The sequence below is a fragment of the Microbacterium galbum genome, assembly GCF_032464915.1.
In the GTDB taxonomy this organism is placed as follows: Bacteria; Actinomycetota; Actinomycetes; order Actinomycetales; family Microbacteriaceae; genus Microbacterium; species Microbacterium galbum.
The window spans coordinates 1566475-1583715 of record NZ_JAWDIS010000001.1 but is presented as its reverse complement, the minus strand read 5'-3'; the positions used below and the strand labels follow the sequence as shown (position 1 = coordinate 1583715).

At 71.2% G+C, this 17241-nt stretch carries 19 protein-coding genes; 3 read left to right on the top strand and 16 right to left on the bottom strand.

The genetic code is table 11. The annotated features are described in order from the left end of the window. Nucleotides 1-2 precede the first annotated feature (2 nt). Nucleotides 3-1376, bottom strand: a complete 1374-nt coding sequence (locus RWH45_RS07450) for an ATP-dependent DNA helicase (protein ID WP_315994237.1) — start codon at nucleotides 1374-1376, stop codon at nucleotides 3-5. An 81-nt stretch (nucleotides 1377-1457) separates the two neighbouring features. Then, entirely contained in the window at nucleotides 1458-1985 is a 528-nt protein-coding gene (locus tag RWH45_RS07445; protein WP_315994236.1) for a MerR family transcriptional regulator, read from the bottom strand. Between the two features lie 6 nt (nucleotides 1986-1991). On the opposite strand from RWH45_RS07445, the gene RWH45_RS07440 reads away from it, so the two are divergent. Further along, complete coding sequence (locus RWH45_RS07440) at nucleotides 1992-2870, top strand: NAD(P)/FAD-dependent oxidoreductase (protein ID WP_315994235.1); 879 nt, start codon at nucleotides 1992-1994, stop codon at nucleotides 2868-2870. A 42-nt stretch (nucleotides 2871-2912) separates the two neighbouring features. Then, nucleotides 2913-3992 (top strand): hypothetical protein, encoded by a 1080-nt coding sequence (locus RWH45_RS07435; RefSeq protein ID WP_315994234.1) that lies wholly within the window; start codon nucleotides 2913-2915, stop codon nucleotides 3990-3992. A 46-nt stretch (nucleotides 3993-4038) separates the two neighbouring features. Here RWH45_RS07435 and RWH45_RS07430 read toward each other — a convergent pair whose 3' ends face one another. Further along, a complete protein-coding gene (locus RWH45_RS07430) occupies nucleotides 4039-6024 on the bottom strand; it encodes a bifunctional copper resistance protein CopD/cytochrome c oxidase assembly protein (protein WP_315994233.1) in 1986 nt (661 codons plus the stop codon). A gap of 77 nt (nucleotides 6025-6101) precedes the next feature. Beyond that, nucleotides 6102-6389: an HU family DNA-binding protein gene (locus RWH45_RS07425; RefSeq protein WP_013584778.1), complete on the bottom strand. Its 288-nt coding sequence runs from the start codon at nucleotides 6387-6389 to the stop codon at nucleotides 6102-6104. Nucleotides 6390-6821: 432 nt separating this feature from the next. Here RWH45_RS07425 and RWH45_RS07420 point away from each other — a divergent pair, with 432 nt between their 5' ends. Beyond that, nucleotides 6822-8273, top strand: a complete 1452-nt coding sequence (locus RWH45_RS07420) for a helix-turn-helix transcriptional regulator (protein ID WP_315994232.1) — start codon at nucleotides 6822-6824, stop codon at nucleotides 8271-8273. A gap of 58 nt (nucleotides 8274-8331) precedes the next feature. Here RWH45_RS07420 and rpsN read toward each other — a convergent pair whose 3' ends face one another. The 12 genes from rpsN to RWH45_RS07360 form a co-directional block, all read right to left on the bottom strand. Next, nucleotides 8332-8637 (bottom strand): 30S ribosomal protein S14, encoded by a 306-nt coding sequence (rpsN, locus tag RWH45_RS07415; RefSeq protein ID WP_022878196.1) that lies wholly within the window; start codon nucleotides 8635-8637, stop codon nucleotides 8332-8334. Between the two features lie 4 nt (nucleotides 8638-8641). After that, nucleotides 8642-8812: a 50S ribosomal protein L33 gene (gene rpmG, locus RWH45_RS07410; RefSeq protein ID WP_013584775.1), complete on the bottom strand. Its 171-nt coding sequence runs from the start codon at nucleotides 8810-8812 to the stop codon at nucleotides 8642-8644. Further along, nucleotides 8812-9048 (bottom strand): 50S ribosomal protein L28, encoded by a 237-nt coding sequence (rpmB, locus tag RWH45_RS07405; RefSeq protein WP_055832508.1) that lies wholly within the window; start codon nucleotides 9046-9048, stop codon nucleotides 8812-8814. The genes rpmG and rpmB overlap by 1 nt, the downstream gene beginning before the upstream one ends. Before the next feature lie 310 nt (nucleotides 9049-9358). After that, nucleotides 9359-10036, bottom strand: a complete 678-nt coding sequence (locus RWH45_RS07400; RefSeq protein WP_315994600.1) for a DNA-3-methyladenine glycosylase — start codon at nucleotides 10034-10036, stop codon at nucleotides 9359-9361. Further along, nucleotides 10036-11460 carry a hypothetical protein gene (locus RWH45_RS07395; protein ID WP_315994231.1) on the bottom strand — a complete coding sequence of 475 codons (1425 nt, stop codon included), beginning with the start codon at nucleotides 11458-11460 and terminating at the stop codon, nucleotides 10036-10038. Before RWH45_RS07395 ends, RWH45_RS07400 begins: the two co-directional genes overlap by 1 nt. Then, nucleotides 11450-12307, bottom strand: coding sequence for a TIGR03943 family putative permease subunit (locus tag RWH45_RS07390; RefSeq protein WP_315994230.1), 858 nt, complete (start codon nucleotides 12305-12307; stop codon nucleotides 11450-11452). The genes RWH45_RS07395 and RWH45_RS07390 overlap by 11 nt, the downstream gene beginning before the upstream one ends. Beyond that, on the bottom strand, nucleotides 12300-13349 hold the full coding sequence (locus RWH45_RS07385; protein ID WP_315994229.1) for a permease: 1050 nt from the start codon (nucleotides 13347-13349) through the stop codon (nucleotides 12300-12302). Before RWH45_RS07385 ends, RWH45_RS07390 begins: the two co-directional genes overlap by 8 nt. Further along, nucleotides 13330-13743, bottom strand: a complete 414-nt coding sequence (locus RWH45_RS07380) for a Fur family transcriptional regulator (RefSeq protein WP_076673009.1) — start codon at nucleotides 13741-13743, stop codon at nucleotides 13330-13332. The genes RWH45_RS07385 and RWH45_RS07380 overlap by 20 nt, the downstream gene beginning before the upstream one ends. Before the next feature lie 41 nt (nucleotides 13744-13784). Further along, nucleotides 13785-14645: a metal ABC transporter permease gene (locus tag RWH45_RS07375; RefSeq protein WP_315994228.1), complete on the bottom strand. Its 861-nt coding sequence runs from the start codon at nucleotides 14643-14645 to the stop codon at nucleotides 13785-13787. Beyond that, nucleotides 14642-15457: a metal ABC transporter ATP-binding protein gene (locus RWH45_RS07370; protein ID WP_315994227.1), complete on the bottom strand. Its 816-nt coding sequence runs from the start codon at nucleotides 15455-15457 to the stop codon at nucleotides 14642-14644. The genes RWH45_RS07375 and RWH45_RS07370 overlap by 4 nt, the downstream gene beginning before the upstream one ends. Then, nucleotides 15454-16455: a metal ABC transporter solute-binding protein, Zn/Mn family gene (locus tag RWH45_RS07365; protein WP_315994226.1), complete on the bottom strand. Its 1002-nt coding sequence runs from the start codon at nucleotides 16453-16455 to the stop codon at nucleotides 15454-15456. The genes RWH45_RS07370 and RWH45_RS07365 overlap by 4 nt, the downstream gene beginning before the upstream one ends. 284 nt (nucleotides 16456-16739) lie before the next feature. Continuing rightward, on the bottom strand, nucleotides 16740-17153 hold the full coding sequence (locus RWH45_RS07360) for a DoxX family protein (protein WP_315994225.1): 414 nt from the start codon (nucleotides 17151-17153) through the stop codon (nucleotides 16740-16742). Nucleotides 17154-17241: the final 88 nt, after the last annotated feature.

Genomic DNA, 17241 nt, shown 5'->3' with positions numbered 1-17241 from the left:
GCTCACGCCTTCGCCGCCTCCTGGCGCGACAACCACGCCTGCTTCATGAACCGACGGACGTCTTCGTCGACGCGGATGTCGCTCGGGCGCAGCGACCGCGACAGGTAGAGCCCGTCGAGCGAGGTGAGGCGGCTAAGGGCGACGTAGGTCTGCCCGGGGGCGAACGCGCCGGCGCCCAGATCGACGACGGCCCGGTCGTACGTCTTGCCCTGGGACTTGTGGATGGTCACGGCCCAGGCGAGACGCAGCGGGAACTGCGTGAACTCCGCGACGATCTCCCGCGAGAGGTTCTTGGTGCCCGGGTCGTACGCATAGCGGTACCTCTCCCAGACCGCGGGCTCGACGTCGTGCTCGACGCCGTCGACCTCGACGCGCACACTGTCGCCCGCGATGCGGGTCACGGTGCCGATCGTGCCGTTGACCCACCGGGGGGCCTCGCCGAACTGCGCACCGTCGTTGCGCAGGAACATCACCTGAGCGCCGACCTTGAGCGTGAGCTCCATCTCGGCGGGGTAGTTCGCCTCGCCACGGCCGAAGTCGCCCGAGATCTCGGCGTTCGCGGTCTGCGTGCGCCCGATGAGCTCGTCGAGGTGCTTGCGGTTGATGGTGTTGACGCGGTCGTTGCGGGTGGCGAGCGTGATGATCGGGTGCTCGCCGTCGGCCGGGTGCGGCGGCGTGCGGGCACCGGCGGTGTTCAGGATGCCGGCCATCTCGGCCGTCACGCGTCCGTAGCGCACCGCGTTGAGCAGCTGCTTGAACCCGGGGTCGGACTGCCGGTGGATCTCGACGAGCTCGTTGACGTGCAGGTCGGCACCGTGCCGGCCGATGTCGATCAGCCCGTCGGTGGCGGCCTCGCCGGACCAGACCTTGGCGTCGAAGAACCAGAACGAGCGGTAGTGGTCCTGGATGTAACGCGCCTCATCGCCCCGCGGCGGCACGGGCGCCAGCTGGTAGGGATCGCCGAACATGACGATCTGCGTGCCGCCGAACGCCTCCGATCGACGACCGCGAGCTTGCCGGAGCGAGCGGTCGATGGCATCCATCAGGTCGGCGTTGACCATCGAGATCTCATCGATGACGAGCGTGTCGATCGCGTTGAGGATCTTGCGGGTCGCGTCATTCTGGTCGATGTCGCCGTTCGCGATGAGACCGATCGGCAGGCGGAAGAGCGAGTGGATGGTCTGGCCCTCGACGTTCAGCGCCGCCACCCCGGTGGGCGCGCAGACCGCGATCTGCTTCTTGGTGTTCCACGCCAGGTGCTGCAGCAGCGTCGACTTGCCGGTGCCGGCGCGACCGGTGACGAAGACGTGCTCGCGGGTGTCCTCGATCAGCCGGAACAGCGCCTGCTGCTCGGCGGAGAGGGGCGGCGTGGTCACCGGTTCATGCTAGTTCGCGCCGCGCGCGGCGGCGGGCGCGGTGTGGAACGCGGCCGTCGCACCCCCGCGCGTCCGCCGCGTTCACGCCGGAGCGGATCCGGATGCCACGGCGACCGGGCCGCCCGCGGGCCCGGCGTCGCCGACAGGGCCGCCCGCGGGCTCGGTGCGGCCGACGGGCCCGCCCGTCGGCTCCGTTCGGCCGAGGAGCCAGCGCGCCTGTCCCGACAGCACGTCGCCGACGTGACTGCGGAACCGGGGGCACTGCGTGATGTCGTGCGAACGGCACCGCAGAGCGTGCTCGGTCATCGCGCGCGCCTGGGCGATGTCGGCGGCGCGACGGTCGAGCTCGGCGATGTGCTCCTCGAGCACCCGGTGCCGGTCGGGCGCTCCCTCGTCGAGCAGCACCCGGATCTGCTCGAGCGAGAGCCCCGCCGCCTTGTTGCGCAGGATCACGGCGATGCGCACGATGTCGTCCTCGTCGAAGCGGCGCCGTCCCGCTGCGTCGCGCGCGGGTTCGAGCAGGCGCTCGTCCTCCCAGTGGCGGAGCACGTGGGTGTCGAGCCCGAACCGCGCCGCCGTGTCGCCGATGGATTCGCCGCTTGACTTCATGTCGACATGAAGTCACACGATGGATCCGAACGCAAGCGGAAGGAGCTCATCGTGTACGACGCGATCATCATCGGCGGCGGCCCCGCGGGACTGCAGGCGGCCCTGACCCTGGGGCGCATGCACCGCCGCACCCTGCTGCTGGACTCGGGCGAGTATCGCAACGCCACCGTGCGCCACGCCCACAACCTGCTCACCAACGACGGCCGCGACCCGGCCGAGCTCCGGTGCCTCGCCCGCGCCGAGATCGCCGCCTACGACACGGTCGAGACGAGGGATGCCGTGGCCACCGACGTCGCCTCGGTCGAGGGCGCGCTGCGGGTCGTCGTCGACGGCGAAGAGCACCGGACGCACGCCGTCATCGTCGCGACGGGGGTCGCCGACGAGCTCCCCGCGATCCCGGGACTCGCGGAGCACTGGGGCGACACCGTCGCCAACTGCCCGTTCTGCCACGGCCACGAGTTCGCGGGGCGCCCGGTCGCCGTCGTGAACGGGTCCGACCACGCGTCGGCCCTCGCCCGCATGCTCGATCCCGTGGCATCCGAGGTCCACGTCGTCGACCCCGCCGCCGTGCGCGAGGTCGTCGGACGACCCGGGGGCCTGCGGCTCGACCTGGACGACGGCTCCGCGCTCGAGGTCGCGGGGGCGTTCGTCGCCCCGACCTGGCGGCCGCGCGGCGATCTCCTCGAGCGGATCGGCGTGCAGCGCCAGGACTCCGGCGCCGTCCGCACCGACCCGTTCGGCCGCACGAGCGTCGAGGGCGTGTATGCCGTGGGCGACATCGCGCAGCCCGACCATCTGCCCGGGCCCCTGTTCTCGCTGGCGGCGGCGATCGCCGGAGGGCAGCTCGCGGCGGTCGCCGTGGTGCAATCGCTGGTCGCACCGTAACGCGCGCGGCACCTGCCCAGGCGCGCTTCCTACACTGGAGGCGTGGACAACGCAGGCGGGGGCCCCGCGACGCCCAGGGGCGTCAGCGGCGCGCGCACGCGCCTGCGCCGTGAGATCCCCGCGATGATCCTGGTCGCCGTCCTCCTGATCGCCGCCCTCGGCGCGGGGGCCGCCTCGCTCTATCGGGAGTTCTACAGCCCACGCGCCTTCGTGCTGCACTACCTCGAGCTGCTGCAGGAGCACCGCACGGCCGAGGCGTTGGCGGTGCCGGGTGTCGCCGTGGATTCCGCCGAACTGGAGGCGCGCGGACTCCCGGCCACGGCATCCGAGGCGCTGCTGCGCCCCGAGGCTCTGACGACCGTGACGGATGCCACCGTCACCGACGAGACGGTCGACGGAGACCAGGCGCGGGTCACGGTGTCCTACACGACCGGCGGGTACTCCGGCACGACGACGTTCACGATCGAGCACGACCCCGGCGAAGGCGTGCTCCCCCGCTGGCGGTTCGCCCGCAGTCCCCTGTCGGTCATGGAACTGAACGTCGGGGGGTCGATGCGCTTCTCGGTGAACGGCTTCGAGGTCGACAAGCGGCAGGTCTCCATCGACGGGGCGGATGCCGACCCGTCCGCCGACGTGCCCCTGCTGGTGTTCTCACCCGGCCTCTACTCCGTCGCCGTCGACACCGCGATCTCGGCGACCCCGGGGGTCGCCGTGCTCGCCGACGCGCCGCTCGTCGGCATCCCGGTCGAGGTGCAGGCCGAGCCGACGGAGGAGTTCATCGGCGTCGTGCAGGACCGCGTCGAAGGATTCCTCACCGCCTGCGCCGAGCAGAAGGTGCTGCAGCCCACCGGGTGCCCCTTCGGTTTCACCGTGCGCAACCGCATCGACGGGGCGCCGACGTGGTCGATCGTGGAGCAGCCGGTCGTGACCGTGGTTCCCGACGGTGCCGGATGGCGGATCCCCTCGGCCAAGGCGGTCGCACACATCGACGTCGAAATCCGCTCGATCTTCGACGGCAGCGTCCGCCCGGTGGAGGAGGACGTGCCGTTCCGCGTCGACGGTCAGATCACCGTGCTCCCCGACGGCACCGCGTCGATCCTCGTCGGCGGCTCCGCCGACTGAGGCGGACCGATTACCCTCCGCGCGGAGCCGACCCCGCGGGTGCGGATCAGTTGCCGCCGCGCGCGGCGACCCGCGCGTCGCGCTCCGCGAGGCGGGCGAGCTCTTCGTTGTAGGCGTCGAGTTCCAGGTCACCCACGCGATCGACGTGACGGTCGCGACGCCGCTGCTGGCGCTCGTCGCTGCGACTCCACTGGATGGCCACCGCGATCGCGAGGATCAGCGTCGGGATCTCCCCGACCGACCAGGCGACGCCGCCCCCGACGTACTGGTCCTGCAACGGAGTCGCTCCCCACGTGCGTCCCATCGCGCCGAACCACTCCGCGACCATGAGGCCGGAGTTCATCATGATGGCGATGCCGAAGAAAGCGTGCATGGCCATGACGGCGATGAGCACGAGCAGACGCATCGGGTAGGGCAGCCGGTAGGGGACGGGGTCGATCCCGATGAGGCTGAGCACGAAGAGGTACCCGACCACCAGGAAGTGCGCGACCATCCAGATGTGCCCGACGTGGTCGTAGAGCGACCAGCGGAAGAGGTCGGTGTAGTAGAACGCCCACAGCGACCCGATGAACAGGCCTGCCGCCACGTAGGGGTTGGTCAGCACCGTCGCGACCGGGTTGTGCACGGCCCACAGGATCCACTCGCGGCCGCCGCGGGTGCCGTCGTCGCGCTTACGGATGGCGCGAGCCGCCAGCGAGACCGGCGCCCCGGCGACCAGCATGAGCGGGATCGCCATCGACAGCAGCATGTGCCCGATCATGTGCATGCTGAACAGGTAGTCCTGGTAGACGTTCACCGGTCCCGAGGTCACCCAGAACACCCCGAACATGCCCAGGCACCACAGCACCGTGCGGTAGATCGGCCACGAGTCGCCGCGCCGCAGGAGTCGCCAGACGCCGGCGAGGTAGAAGAACAACCCGCCCACCACGACGAGCGTCCACAGCAGGTCGACGTTGTACGCGGTGAACCAGCGCTCGAGGGTCAGGTCGGGCGGCAGCGGGCTGCCGGTCAGCACCTCGGCGGGCGAGGTGCCGACCAGCGACGCCTCCCCGGGAGGAGGGGTGCGGGCCAGGGCGGCGGCGACGCCGCTGGCGACGCCCATGAACACCAGCTCGAGAGAGACGACGCCCCAGAAGCGCCGCGAACCGGGCTCGTCGGCCATGCGCGCGATGAGGCGACGGCGGTACCACGCGCCGAGCACGCCCATCGCGATCAGGGCACCGACCTTCACCAGCACGAGGACGCCGTACGCCGACCACAGGTTCTGCAGGCCCTGGAGACCGATCGAGGCGCGGACGGTGCCCGACATCGCGACGACGATGAACGCGACGAGGGCGAGCGACGAATAGCGCAGCAGCGTCGTCTGCAGCTGCGGCCGCGTCATCGCGGGACGCAGCACGACGAGGAGCACGAGGCCGCCGAGCCAGACGGCGGCGGCGACGATGTGCAGCACGAGGGAGGTGACCGCCGCGTCGTGGCTCGTCTCGGCGCCGGTGTGGCCCTGCGTGCCCATGGGGATGAGCGACGCGAGCGCGGCGATCGCCACGAGCATCGTCGGGATCCAGGAACGCACGGCGAAGGTCAGCACCGTGAGCACCGCACCGGCGATGGTGGTGATGAGCCACGCCTGCCCCACGGGGCTCTCGACGAGGAAGCGCCCCAGCTGCTGGCCGAACACCGCATCGAGCGTGGGCTTGGCGTTCAGGACGTTGAGGAACGTCAGGTATCCGGTCGCGGCGGCCGCGACCGTGAACACCGCGGCGCCGATCGAGGCCGTGTCGAGGGCGATCTCGAAAGGACGCTCTCCGGCCTTGAGGGCGAACAGCGCGAGCACGAGCGAGCCGACCATGGTCGCGGCCGCGAGGTTGACGGCGACCGTGGCGATGGGGAGCCCCCACCGCACGACCGGACCGGGATCGGCGAGCTGGGGTGCCGCCGCTCCCCCGCCGTACGCGAGGCCGACGACGACGGCGATCAGCGAGACCACGATCAGGATGACGGGTCCCGCCACGCGCAGCAGTCGGGGATTCACCTTGCCAGCCTACGTCGCGCGGGGACGACGAAGGGGGGATGCCGCTGGCATCCCCCCTTCGATGGTTCGGTGTCGTCTTACTTGACGGCGGCCTTGAGCTTCGAGCCCGCGGTGACCTTGACGCGCTTGCCGGCGGGGATGGAGATCTCCTCGCCCGTCTGCGGGTTGCGGCCCGTGCGAGCCGACGTGGCGACCTGCTCGAAGGCGATCCAGCCGGGGATCGAGACCTTGCTGCCCTTGGCGACCGCCTCGGAGACGGTGGAGAAGAGGGAGTCGAGCACGCCCGACACGGCGGACTGGCTCTGCCCGGTCGCGCTGGCGATGCTCGCGACGAGCTCGGTCTTGGTGATGGACTTGTCGGCCATGTGGTTTGTCCTCCAGGCGACGACGGATGTCGCCTCTCGTTACGCGGACGAGGAGGAATCCTCCTCGGTGGTCGGGAGACCGCCTCGACAGTATCAACCGAACCGCGGAATTACGCGGATTCTGTCGGATTTCGCCCCGATCTGCGCGGCGTGTCGCCGTCGTTCGGCTCCCGACCGACGGCGGGAGGCCGGTCGACGACGTCGAGCGCAGCCGGTCGATGCCGCGGCCAGGCCGTCCCCGTCACGGACGAGGCGACCCCGCCGACCTTCTCGGGTGAACTGTAGTGCGAACCATCGGGCCCGCCCCGAGCTCTCACGAGTCACCCGGATTCGCTGTGGAACGTGCGAAGTACGATGTCAGCGACCCAATCTGCGGAAGCCACCGCGCGATCGGATGAAGATGTCGGGTGAGCTGAGCCCGGGGGTGTGGGGATGCCGAGCACGCAGACGTCCATCGACGCGCGCGCCGCACTGCGCGCCGCCGTGAACGCCACCGCGTTGCGCCTCGCACCGGGGCACGGTCTCCCCGATCCGCGCCACCTCTCCCTCCTGTCGGAGGTCGAAGCCCCGGCGTCTCCCCGCGTCTGGGCCGATTCGAGCGCTCGCGCGCTGTCGGCGATGTTCGCGGCCCGCGCCCGGCGCGACGCCCTCGGCGACGGCGCCGCCCTCGTCTGGCGCTTCTTCGACGGCACCCGGCTGATCCGACCGGCCTCGCTGTCGATGGAGGCGCGCGCGGTCCTCCTGGCCGGCGCCGGCGAGTACCTGTGCGCCGTCGGGCTGCCGCAGGTCGCGGTGCGCTTCGGCCGTGAGGCTCAGCTCTTCGCCGACAGCGACGCGACGCGCTTCTACGCCCTCACGGTGACGGCGCTGGGGTTCGCGCTCAATGGGGAGTACACCTCCGCCGACCCCGTCATGGATGCCGCCTCCGCGCTGTTCCGAACAGGCGGATGGGCCGAGGAGGAGTCGTCGTACCTTCTGCTGCTCGCCGACTCGCTGGTGGCGGCCGCCCGCATGGACCATCTGCGGTTGCGCGGGGTGGCACGAGAGCTCGAGCGCGTGCACCCGACGGACCCGTACTCGCGATACTCGGCCCGGGCGATCGACGCGATGGGCCGGCTCATCCACGGCGAGCACGCCGCCGGTCTCGCCGCCTGTCAGCAGCTGCTGCACGGGAGCGAACGCAGCATGAGCCACCGCTTCATCCGCGACTTCCTGCTCTGCATCCGCTCCGACATCATGCTCGCGCAGGGGCAGTACGCCGAGTCGCTCGCCTCGCTCTCCACCGCGGAGAGCCCGGAGGGGCACGGTATCTGCTTCGCCATGCAGCGCGGCGGCGCACTGCTGCTTCTCGGCCGAGAGCGGGAGATGCTCGCGGAGACCGAAGCGTGCGCGGCCTCCGACTCCGACCACTGCCTGCGGACGCTGACACCGCTGTTGCTGCGGAGGGCCATCGCGTTCCATCGCCTCGGTGACGACCGCCGCGCCGCCCAGAGCATGGAATCGGCTCTCCTGCTCATCGCGCACACGGGGAATTCGATGACCCCGTTCATCATGCTCCCCCCGGAGGAATGCGCCGCGCTCGTCGACGCCGCGGTCTGCACGCACCCCGAACTCGCCGAGACCGCCGCGTACATCCGCACGGCCCTGGCCTCGGTCGGCGCCCCGGTCGAGGCGCCCCGGTTGGCGGACCACCTGCACGGCTTCACTGCCACCGAACGCGCGCTCGCGGAGCTGCTGCTGACGCCTGCCGGCCTCGCCGACATCGCCCGCACGCGCGGGGTGTCGTTGAACACCGTGAAGAGCCAGGTGCGGTCGATCTACGTCAAGCTCGGCGTGGGCGCGCGCAGCGCCGCCGTCGTCGAACTGCGGCGCATCCTGGCATGAGAACGACGAAGGGCGGGGCTCCTCTCGGAACCCCGCCCTTCGTTCGTGTGTCTGGTGCTTACCAGGACGACTTGGTCACGCCGGGCAGCTCGCCACGGTGCGCCATGTCACGGAAGCGGACGCGCGAGACGCCGAACTTCGTGAGGACACCGCGGGGGCGGCCGTCGATGACGTCGCGGCTGCGCACGCGCGCGGGCGACGCGTTGCGGGGCAGCTTCTGCAGACCCACGCGGGCGGCCTCGCGGGCCTCGTCGGTCGCGTTGGGGTCGACCAGGGTCTTCTTCAGCTCGGCGCGCTTCGCGGCGTAGCGCTCGACGACGACCTTGCGCTGCTCGTTGCGCGCGATCTTGCTCTTCTTAGCCATGTGCTTAGCGCTCCTCTCGGAAGTCGACGTGCTTGCGGACCACGGGGTCGTACTTCTTGAGCACGATGCGGTCGGGGTTGTTGCGGCGGTTCTTGCGCGTCACGTAGGTGTACCCCGTGCCGGCGGTCGAACGCAGCTTGATGATCGGACGAACGTCCTGAGCCTTCTTCGCCATTACAGCTTCACGCCCTTCGCCTGCAGGTCACGGACGACGGACTCGATGCCGCGAGCGTCGATGACCTTGATGCCCTTCGCCGAAACGTTGAGCTTGATGTTGCGACCCAGCGACGGAACGAAGTAGGTCTTCTTCTGCACGTTCGGGTCGAAGCGGCGCTTCGTCCGGCGGTGCGAGTGCGAGATGTTGTGACCGAAGCCGGGAACCGCTCCAGTCACCTGGCACACTGCTGCCATGGTGATGTCTCCTTCTGTACCGTGACACCGGACGGTGCCACCCAAGATCCCTTGTCTGCACCCCGTCTGAACACGACGGAAGGCCGGGATCAGAAGGAGGGATGCGAACTGCGTGCTGGAGTGCGCGCAGACAAGGGGTCAGTCTAGCACGGCGTGTCGCCTTGACCTGATCCGGTCATCGAAGCGGGCCGTGGCTCGACAGGCTCAGCCACCTCACCGGGTCCCTGAGCCCGTCTCAGCGACCGGACCCATGCCCGCCCCACCCAGGTCCCTGAGCCCGCCGAAGGGACCCGACAGGGCGCCGGCTCTCTCAGCCCCCTCCGGCGGCGGCCTCGGCGGCTCCCCGTCCCCAGCGGAAGGCCGAGACGGTGGCATCCCCCTCGATCCAGAAGCGCCAGGGGAACGCGGCGGTACCGGCGATGCCGGCCACGCCCACGCGCGGTCCGGTCGCCACGGCCACCGGCGGCGTCTCGGGCAGGTACAGGCGCGCCCGCGCCCCGGCGCACTCCTGCCCCGTGACCGCGTCGATGCCGTCGTGGAGGGGATGCCGGAGCCCCACGGCGTCGCCGAGACGACCGGGACCCCGCGCGAGGTCGCGGGGCGTGCGCACCGCGCCCCGACGTTCGAGACGGCGCCGCTCGGCGATGTCCGCACCCTCGACGATCTCGCCTCCGCGCAGCAGCACTCCACCGGCCACACCGTCGGGCCCGCACACCACGTTGACGCAGGAATGGATGCCGTGACTGAGGTAGACGTAGAGATGACCGGGCTCCCCCCACATGGTGGCGTTGCGCGGCGTGGGCCCCATCCGCGCGTGGGACCCCGGATCGGGACGGTCGCCCGTTCCCCGTCCGTGATAAGCCTCGACCTCGGTGAGACGCACGACGACCCGCTCCCCCGCGACGACGGTCTCCAGCCGTGCGTCGAGCAGCCGCGGAGCGACCTCGGCCGGCAGGGCGGTGAGATCGGCGCGGGTCGCCGCACGCATCACTGCGGCGGGACCTGGCACCACGACAAGTCGAAGCCCTGCAGGGCCACGACCTCCTGGCCGGTGTCGACCTCGACGAGGTGCGTGAGAAGACGCTGCGGGAGCGGCAGCTGGTAGCGGTCGAAGGGGTTGTCGACCGCCCGGGGGGCGATGAGCACGGCGGCATAGCGCCCGCTCGGCGAGACGCAGGTCTGCAGCACGGTGTCGGTACCCGGCACGTCCAGCAGCTGCCGCACGGCGCCGTCGGTGTCGACGTGCGCCACGATGGTCGAGCGCGAGACGCCGTCGGAGCTGATGTCGGCGAAGGAGCGGATGGTCCCCGCGCCGGCACCCGGCACGGGGGTGGCCCGACCCGCGAGACCCGGCGGGTCGACGGGGTCGACGAGCCCCTGCTCGGAGCCGTCGGTGAGGTTGATCTCGCGGATGCCCTCGAGCCGCTCGACGACCGCCACCGACGATCCGCGCGCGATGCCGTCGATCGACACGGCGCTGCCGAGAGGGGCCGCGTTCCCACCCTGGGCGTCGGTGAGCAGGAGGCGCGAGTCGAAGGTGAGCACGAGCATGCTGTCGGTGTCGGGAACGAACCGGTAGTCGGCGATGCGCACGTCGCCGCCGTTCAGCCCCACCTCGGTGGGCGGGGAGTCCTCGGCGGCCGACGCCGTGAACAGGCGGCTCTCGCGTCCTCCCGCCGCACTCAAGTCGGCATCCGAGAAGGTGAAGCCGATGCGCTCGCCCCGGTCGGCCGACTGCAGGTTCGTGACGAAGCCCGGCCCCGGCAGGGCGATGTCGCGCTCGTTCTTCCCGTCGGGATCGGTCACGATCACCCGGGCGGTGTCACCGTCGCGCACCGAGATCACGAGATGGTTGGCGGTGGCGCGGAAGTCCTCGATGTGCGGGTGGACGAAGACGGGGAGCCCGGCCTCGCCCTCCAGGTCGGTGCGGAAGATCGTGTCGCCCTCGGGAGTGCCGCGCTGCATCAGGTAGGCCTGCAGCGGCGGCGTGCGGAAGGTCTCGGTGAGGGTCGAGGCGGGCCCGGCTCCCAGTCCGTTCACCCCGTTGACGGTGATGCGGTAATCGGTGTCGTCGCGCAACGGGAGCGTGAAGCGCACACCCACGCTGCGCCCCGAGGTGTCGACGGTGAAGGGCGTCGCCGGCTCGACCTCGACCTGCGAGGGGTCGACCGTCTCGAGCGACTGGGTCGTGGTGAGGATGACGCGCGACCCCGAGGCGGCCACCGCAGCGGCCGGGTCCACCTGCACGTCGGTGACGCGCGGCCCCTGCGCCACGGCGAAGATCCCGCCCACCCCGCCGACCACGACCAGGCCCACCAGCACCGCCGCGAAGGCGACCGCGAACCTGCGGCCCCGGCGCGTGCGGGCACGCGAACGTCGGGACTCCCCCGCCCGCCGGGCGTCAGTACTCATACGGGTCCGCCGGCTCGTCGATCGCAGCGACCTCGTCGGCGTGCACCTCGAGCGTGCCGTCGCCGCTCGAGCGGACGGTGCCCGTGACCGTGACCCACTGCCCGGTCGAGGGCGCGTCGACCGCCGCGGCGATCGGCAGGCGGGCGGTCTGCGCGTCGATCACGCAGTGCGTGATGACCAGGCGCGTGAGGTCGAAGGTGGCGCCGTCGCCGCCCGGGGTGATGAAGCCGGTGAGGGTGACCGGCTTTCCGTCGAAGGTCTCCGGGTTCGTCGCGTGTGCGAAGACCGCCGACCAGTCGCCGATGCCGAATTTCGACGTGTCCCCCGAGGCGGCGAGGGTCACGACGTCGGAACCGGCGAACAGCGGAGGGGCCCCCACGTCGCGCGAGACGGCGAGCTCGGCCGACAGAGACGCGGCCGGGGTCAGCAGCACGGCGATCACCGCGCCCGAGGCGAGGACGCCTCCCGTGAACGCGGCGATCCCGCTCGGGGTCAGGCGGGGGCGCGCGGCGAGGTGGTCGTGCGCGGCGTGGTCGTGATCGTCCAGGGCGTCGCTGTGCTCGTGGTCGGCGTGCGCGAAGGCCTCGCGGCGCGCGGAGGCGGCCGCCGGCGCGTGCCCGTGCTCGTGGTCGTGGCCGTGGTCGGCTTCGGCGCCGAGCGGCAGCGCGAACGAGGCGATCGCGCCGACGAGGGCCACGATCGACATCCCGACGGCGAACCAGGCCGAATCCGGATTGATGTACAGCGACATGCGGCCGGTGACCCAGAGCGTGATGGTGGTGACCGACAGGCACGCGGTCAGGCCCACGCCGAGCCAGCGGGTCGCGAGAGCGCCGGTTCTAGACAAGGAGGTTCACCACCGTTCCGAGCGCGAAGGCGAAGAGCACGACGACCACCGTCATCCCCGCCAGGACGCGGGTCGTGAAGGTCGTGCGCAGCAGCGCCATCATCTTCAGGTCGATGATCGGGCCGACCACGAGGAAGGCCACGATCGACCCCGGGGTGAACGTCGAGGCGAACGAGAGCGCGAAGAACGCGTCGACGTTCGAGCACAGCGACACGACGAGGGCGAGCACCATCATCGCGGCGATCGACAGGGCGGGGTCGGAGCCGATGGCCAGCAGCGCGCTCCGCGGCACGAGCACCTGCACCGCCCCGGCGAGGAGCGACCCGATGATAAGCGCCGGCATGACCGACCGCAGCTCGACGACGAACTGGGCGAGCGTGCGACGTCCGCGATCGCCGCGCTCCTGCACGACGATCTCGCACGTTTCGAGGAACCGCTCCGTGAGCAGCTTGTCGGGATCCGGATGCCGGCTGTACAGCCACCCGATGAGGTTGGCGACGAGGTATCCGCCGATGAGGCGCGCGACGAGGATGCCGTCGCTGAAGCCGAACGCGGCGTGCGTGGAGATGATCACGATCGGGTTCACGATCGGCGCCGCCACGAGGAAGGTGAGGGTGTCACTCACCCCGAAGCCGCGCATGAGCAGTCCGCGGGCGAAGGGCACGTTGCCGCACTCGCACACGGGGATGAACATGCCCAGCAGCGACAGCACCGCCCGGCGCGCCCACGGCGCGCGCGGCATCCATCTCTCGATCGCCCCCGGCGGCACCCAGACCTGGACGATGATCGAGAGCACCACGCCCAGGATGACGAACGGCAGCGACTCGATGAGCACGCTCAGCGCGAGGGTCAGGCCGTCCTGCGCGCGGGTGGGCAGGGGCTGCGAGAAGAAGGTGGGCGCGAGCGCGTCGACGAGGAACAGCGCGGTGACCACGACGACACCCAGGCCGAGCGCGACGAGGGTGCGGGAGCCGCCCGAGCGGGGGGCGGCGGAGCGCCGACGGGTCGACGGCGCGGTGCGACTACTCGTCGCCACGCTCACGAGCCCGGGCGCGGGCGCAGTCGGTGCAGATGCCGAAGATGTCGACGACGTGCTCGGCCTCGCTGAAGCCGTGCTGGGCGGCCGTGCGCTGGGCCCACTCCTCGACGTCGGTCGCCGCGATCTCGACGGCCTTGCCGCACGATCGGCAGATGAGGTGATGGTGGTGACCGCGGGTCTCGCACGCGCGGAACAGGTTCTCGCCGTCGGGACTCTGCAGCGAGTCCGCATCGCCCCGGGCGGCGAGGCCGGCGAGGGTGCGGTAGACGGTGGCCAGTCCGATGCCGGTGTTCTCGTCGCGCAGGGTCGCGTGCAGCGACTGCGCGCTGACGAAGCCGCCGGCTCCGGAGAGGGCTTCGCGCACGCGCTCGCGCTGCCACGTGTTGCGCTGGACCATGCCGGCGAGTCTAGCGAGGGGTTCGGTGAATCGGCTGGGTGCTACAGCGCACGGCTCGTGCGATCGCGGCGCGCGCCGATCACGCGGCACACGAGGTAGATCGCGAACGAGATCGTGGTGATGTACGGGCTCACCGGCAACGTGCCCGCGACCGCGAGCAGCACCCCGCCCACCGCCGAGACGAATCCGAACAGCGCCGCGAGCACCGGCACCGACAGGGGCCCGGATGCCACCCGCATGGCGGCCGCGGCGGGGGTGACCAGCAGCGCCATCACGAGCAGGGCGCCGATGATGTGCACCGCGACGGCGACGATCAACCCGAGCAGCAGCATGAATCCCAGCGACACGGCGGTCGTGGGGACGCCGCGGGCGGCGGCCGATTGCGGGTCGAGCGAGTCGAAGCGCAGCGGGCGCCAGATCAGCAGCAGCGCGACCAGCACCGCGACGCCGATGACGACCAGCCACCCGAGCTGTCCGCTCTGCACCGACACGATCTGGCCGGTCAGCAGGCTGAACCGCGTCGCGCTGCGCCCGTTGTAGAGCGACAGGCACAGGATGCCGACGCCCAGGCCGAACGGCATGAGCACGCCGATGATCGAGTTGCGGTCGCGCGCGCGGGCCCCGAGCAGGCCGATGAGCGCAGCAGCGATCAGGGAGCCGACGATCGACCCCGACACGACGTCGACGCCGATCAGCAGCGCCACCGCGGCGCCGGCGAAGGAGAGCTCGCTGATGCCGTGCACGGCGAAGGCCATGTCGCGCTGCATCACGAAGACGCCGATGAGTCCGCCCACGAGGCCCAGGACGGCACCGGCGTAGACGGAGTTCTGCACGAGCTCGAGGATCGCGCCGTACTGGCTCACCCCGCCGAACAGGGCGTCGCCGACGTCGGACCAGTTCATGCGTCGTCCTCGTCGTGGTGATGGTGGTGGGAGTCGTCGGCATCCGGAGCTCCGACGACGATGAGCTGGTCGCCCGCCCGCACCACGTAGACCGGGGCGCCGTAGAGCGCGCTCAGCGTCTCGGTCGTGAGCACCTCGTCGGGGGTGCCGAGCGTGAAGCGACCGTGGGCGATGTAGAGGATGCGGTCGACCCTCGACAGCACCGGATTGATGTCGTGGGTGACCAGGAGCACGGCGGCGTCGCGCTCGCGTCGGTGACGGTCGATGAGGCGGACGACGGCCTGCTGGTTGGCGAGGTCGAGACTCGTGAGCGGCTCATCGCACAGCAGCAGGGCGGGGTCGTCGGCGAGGGCCTGGCCCACGCGCAGCCGTTGCTGCTCGCCGCCGGAGAGCAGCCCGACCGGGCGGTCGGCGAACGCGGTCGCCCCGACGGCTTCGAGCAGCTCGTCGACACGGGCACGGTCCTTCTTGCGCGACAGCGGCAGGCCGAGCCGGTGTCCGTCGACGCCGAGACCCACGATGTCGCGCCCGCGCAGCGGCGTCTCGCGCGGGAGCGGCCGCTGCTGGGGGATGTAGCCGATGCGACGGTTGCCGGCGCGGCGCACCGGCGCGCCCAGCGCCTCGATCGAGCCGGCGCTCAGCCGCTCGAGTCCGAGGATCGCGCGCAGCAGGGTGGTCTTGCCCGAGCCGCTGGGCCCGAGGACGGCGACGAGCTCGCCGGGCTCGACCTCGAGATCGAGCCCGGCCCAGAGCTCGCGTCCGCCCCTCTCGAGGGCGGCGCCGTGGATGCGCAGCGGGGCCGCTGCGCTCACGCGCCCAGCGCGTCGCTCAGCGCCGTGATGTTGCTCTGCATCCACGAGATGTAAGTCTGACCCTCCGGGAGCGTTTCCGTGAATTCGATCACCGGGATGTTCTTCGCCTTCGCCTCGTCCTCGACCTGCGTCGTCTCGGCGCCTCCGGTCTGCGGGTTGACGATCATCACGCGGACCTCACCCGAATCGATCAGCTGCAGCGATTCCAGGAGCGTCGCCGGGGGGACGTCCTGGCCCTCCTCGACCGACTCGCTGAACTCGTTCGGGGTCGCGTTGTCGAGCCCCGCCGCCTCGATGAGGTAGACCGGCACCGGCTCGGTCACGAACACCTTCGCCCCGGCATCCTTCGCCTCGATCTGGGAGAGGGAGTCCTCGAGCCCGGCGATCTGCTGGGTGAACGCCTGGGCGTTGGCGGTGAAGTCGGCGACGTGGTCGGGCGCGAGCGTACCGAGCTCTTCCGCGATGGCCGCGGTGAGGTCTTCGATCGTGTGCGGGTCGTACCAGACGTGCTCGTTGAAGCCCTCGATGTGGTCGTGGCCGTCGCCCTCGTCGTGCGCGTGGTCGTCGGCGCTCTCGCTCGGCGCCGGGGTGGCGCTGTCGTCGTGCCCCTCGGCGCCGGGGTAGTCGTGGTTGTACTCGACCGCCGTGAGCACGGGAGCCGAGGTGCCGCTGGCCTCGATGAGCGACTCCATGAAGGCGTCGTAGCCCGCACCGTTCTCGATCACGAGCCCCGCGTTCTTCAGCGTGAGCTGGTCTTGCGCACTCGCCTCGTACTCGTGGGGGTCCTGCGACGACGAGGTGATGATCGACTGCACGTCGACGAAGTCGCCGCCGACGGCCTCGGCGATCGAGCCGTAGACGTCGGTGGATGCCACGACGGTGACCTTGCCGCCGGAGTCGGCGGTCGAGCCGGTCGAGGTCGAGGTGCCGGCGCAACCGGCGAGGGCGAGCACGGACGCCGCGCCGAGGACGACGGGGGCGAGAAGACGACGGGTCATGAAGACACCGTATCGCTGCTGATAATCGTTCTCAAACTCAGGGGCCAGGCCATAGCGGCTTTTCAGGAACCGCGTCGGCGAGACCACGGCGGCGGTGCTCGAAGAGGGCCCGCTCGGCTTCCACCGAAACCGCAGCCACGTCGCCTCACCCGCCGCGATCGGCGACGCGGCGCCCACCGCGGTCTCGGACCTGCGGGCCGAGGTGCAGACCGAAGCGCTGCGGGCCGAGGTGCTGCCGGCCGAGGCGGCGCGGGGCCGACGCGCACCGGGCCGGCCCGGGCGCCTCAGCGGCCGCGGGTCCTGCGCTCCCGCCAGGCCCGCCACGCCCCGGTCGACCACAGAGCCCAGATCACCAGCAGGGGCTGGAAGAGGAGTCGGATGCCGCGGGCCAGGTCGGTGTCGAGGCCGAAGGCATCGGTACCGCGGACGAACTGCTCGATGTTGCCCGGGAAGATCGCGACGAAGAAGGCTGCCACGATCCAGCCGACGGCGACGCGCCGACGGCGGAGGATCGCGAGGGCGAGTCCGAGCGCGATCTCGACGATCCCGGATGCCACGACCGTGACGTCGACCGGGAGCGGCAGCCAGGACGGCACCTGGGCGACGAACTCGTCGCGCGCGAACGTGAGGTGCGCGGTGCCGGCGAACACGAGTGCCGCACCGAGCAGCCAGCGGGCGAGGGTGCGGGTCAGGCTCATCTGTCGAGGGTAGGCGTGCCCGGGTTCGCCGTGCTCACCACCCGCCGCGGCCGCTCCCCCCTGTTGAGTGTCCGAGACATGCCGCGCA

Coding starts and splice junctions, on each gene's coding strand:
- RWH45_RS07445 (WP_315994236.1), bottom strand. CDS start 1,985: ATGAAGTCAAGCGGCGAATCCATCGGCGACACGGCGGCGCGGTTCGGG.
- RWH45_RS07440 (WP_315994235.1), top strand. CDS start 1,992: ATGAAGTCACACGATGGATCCGAACGCAAGCGGAAGGAGCTCATCGTG.
- RWH45_RS07425 (WP_013584778.1), bottom strand. CDS start 6,389: ATGGCCGACAAGTCCATCACCAAGACCGAGCTCGTCGCGAGCATCGCC.
- RWH45_RS07420 (WP_315994232.1), top strand. CDS start 6,822: ATGCCGAGCACGCAGACGTCCATCGACGCGCGCGCCGCACTGCGCGCC.
- rpsN (WP_022878196.1), bottom strand. CDS start 8,637: ATGGCTAAGAAGAGCAAGATCGCGCGCAACGAGCAGCGCAAGGTCGTC.
- rpmG (WP_013584775.1), bottom strand. CDS start 8,812: ATGGCGAAGAAGGCTCAGGACGTTCGTCCGATCATCAAGCTGCGTTCG.
- rpmB (WP_055832508.1), bottom strand. CDS start 9,048: ATGGCAGCAGTGTGCCAGGTGACTGGAGCGGTTCCCGGCTTCGGTCAC.
- RWH45_RS07400 (WP_315994600.1), bottom strand. CDS start 10,036: ATGCGTGCGGCGACCCGCGCCGATCTCACCGCCCTGCCGGCCGAGGTC.
- RWH45_RS07395 (WP_315994231.1), bottom strand. CDS start 11,460: ATGAGTACTGACGCCCGGCGGGCGGGGGAGTCCCGACGTTCGCGTGCC.
- RWH45_RS07380 (WP_076673009.1), bottom strand. CDS start 13,743: ATGGTCCAGCGCAACACGTGGCAGCGCGAGCGCGTGCGCGAAGCCCTC.
- RWH45_RS07375 (WP_315994228.1), bottom strand. CDS start 14,645: ATGAACTGGTCCGACGTCGGCGACGCCCTGTTCGGCGGGGTGAGCCAG.
- RWH45_RS07365 (WP_315994226.1), bottom strand. CDS start 16,455: ATGACCCGTCGTCTTCTCGCCCCCGTCGTCCTCGGCGCGGCGTCCGTG.
- RWH45_RS07360 (WP_315994225.1), bottom strand. CDS start 17,153: ATGAGCCTGACCCGCACCCTCGCCCGCTGGCTGCTCGGTGCGGCACTC.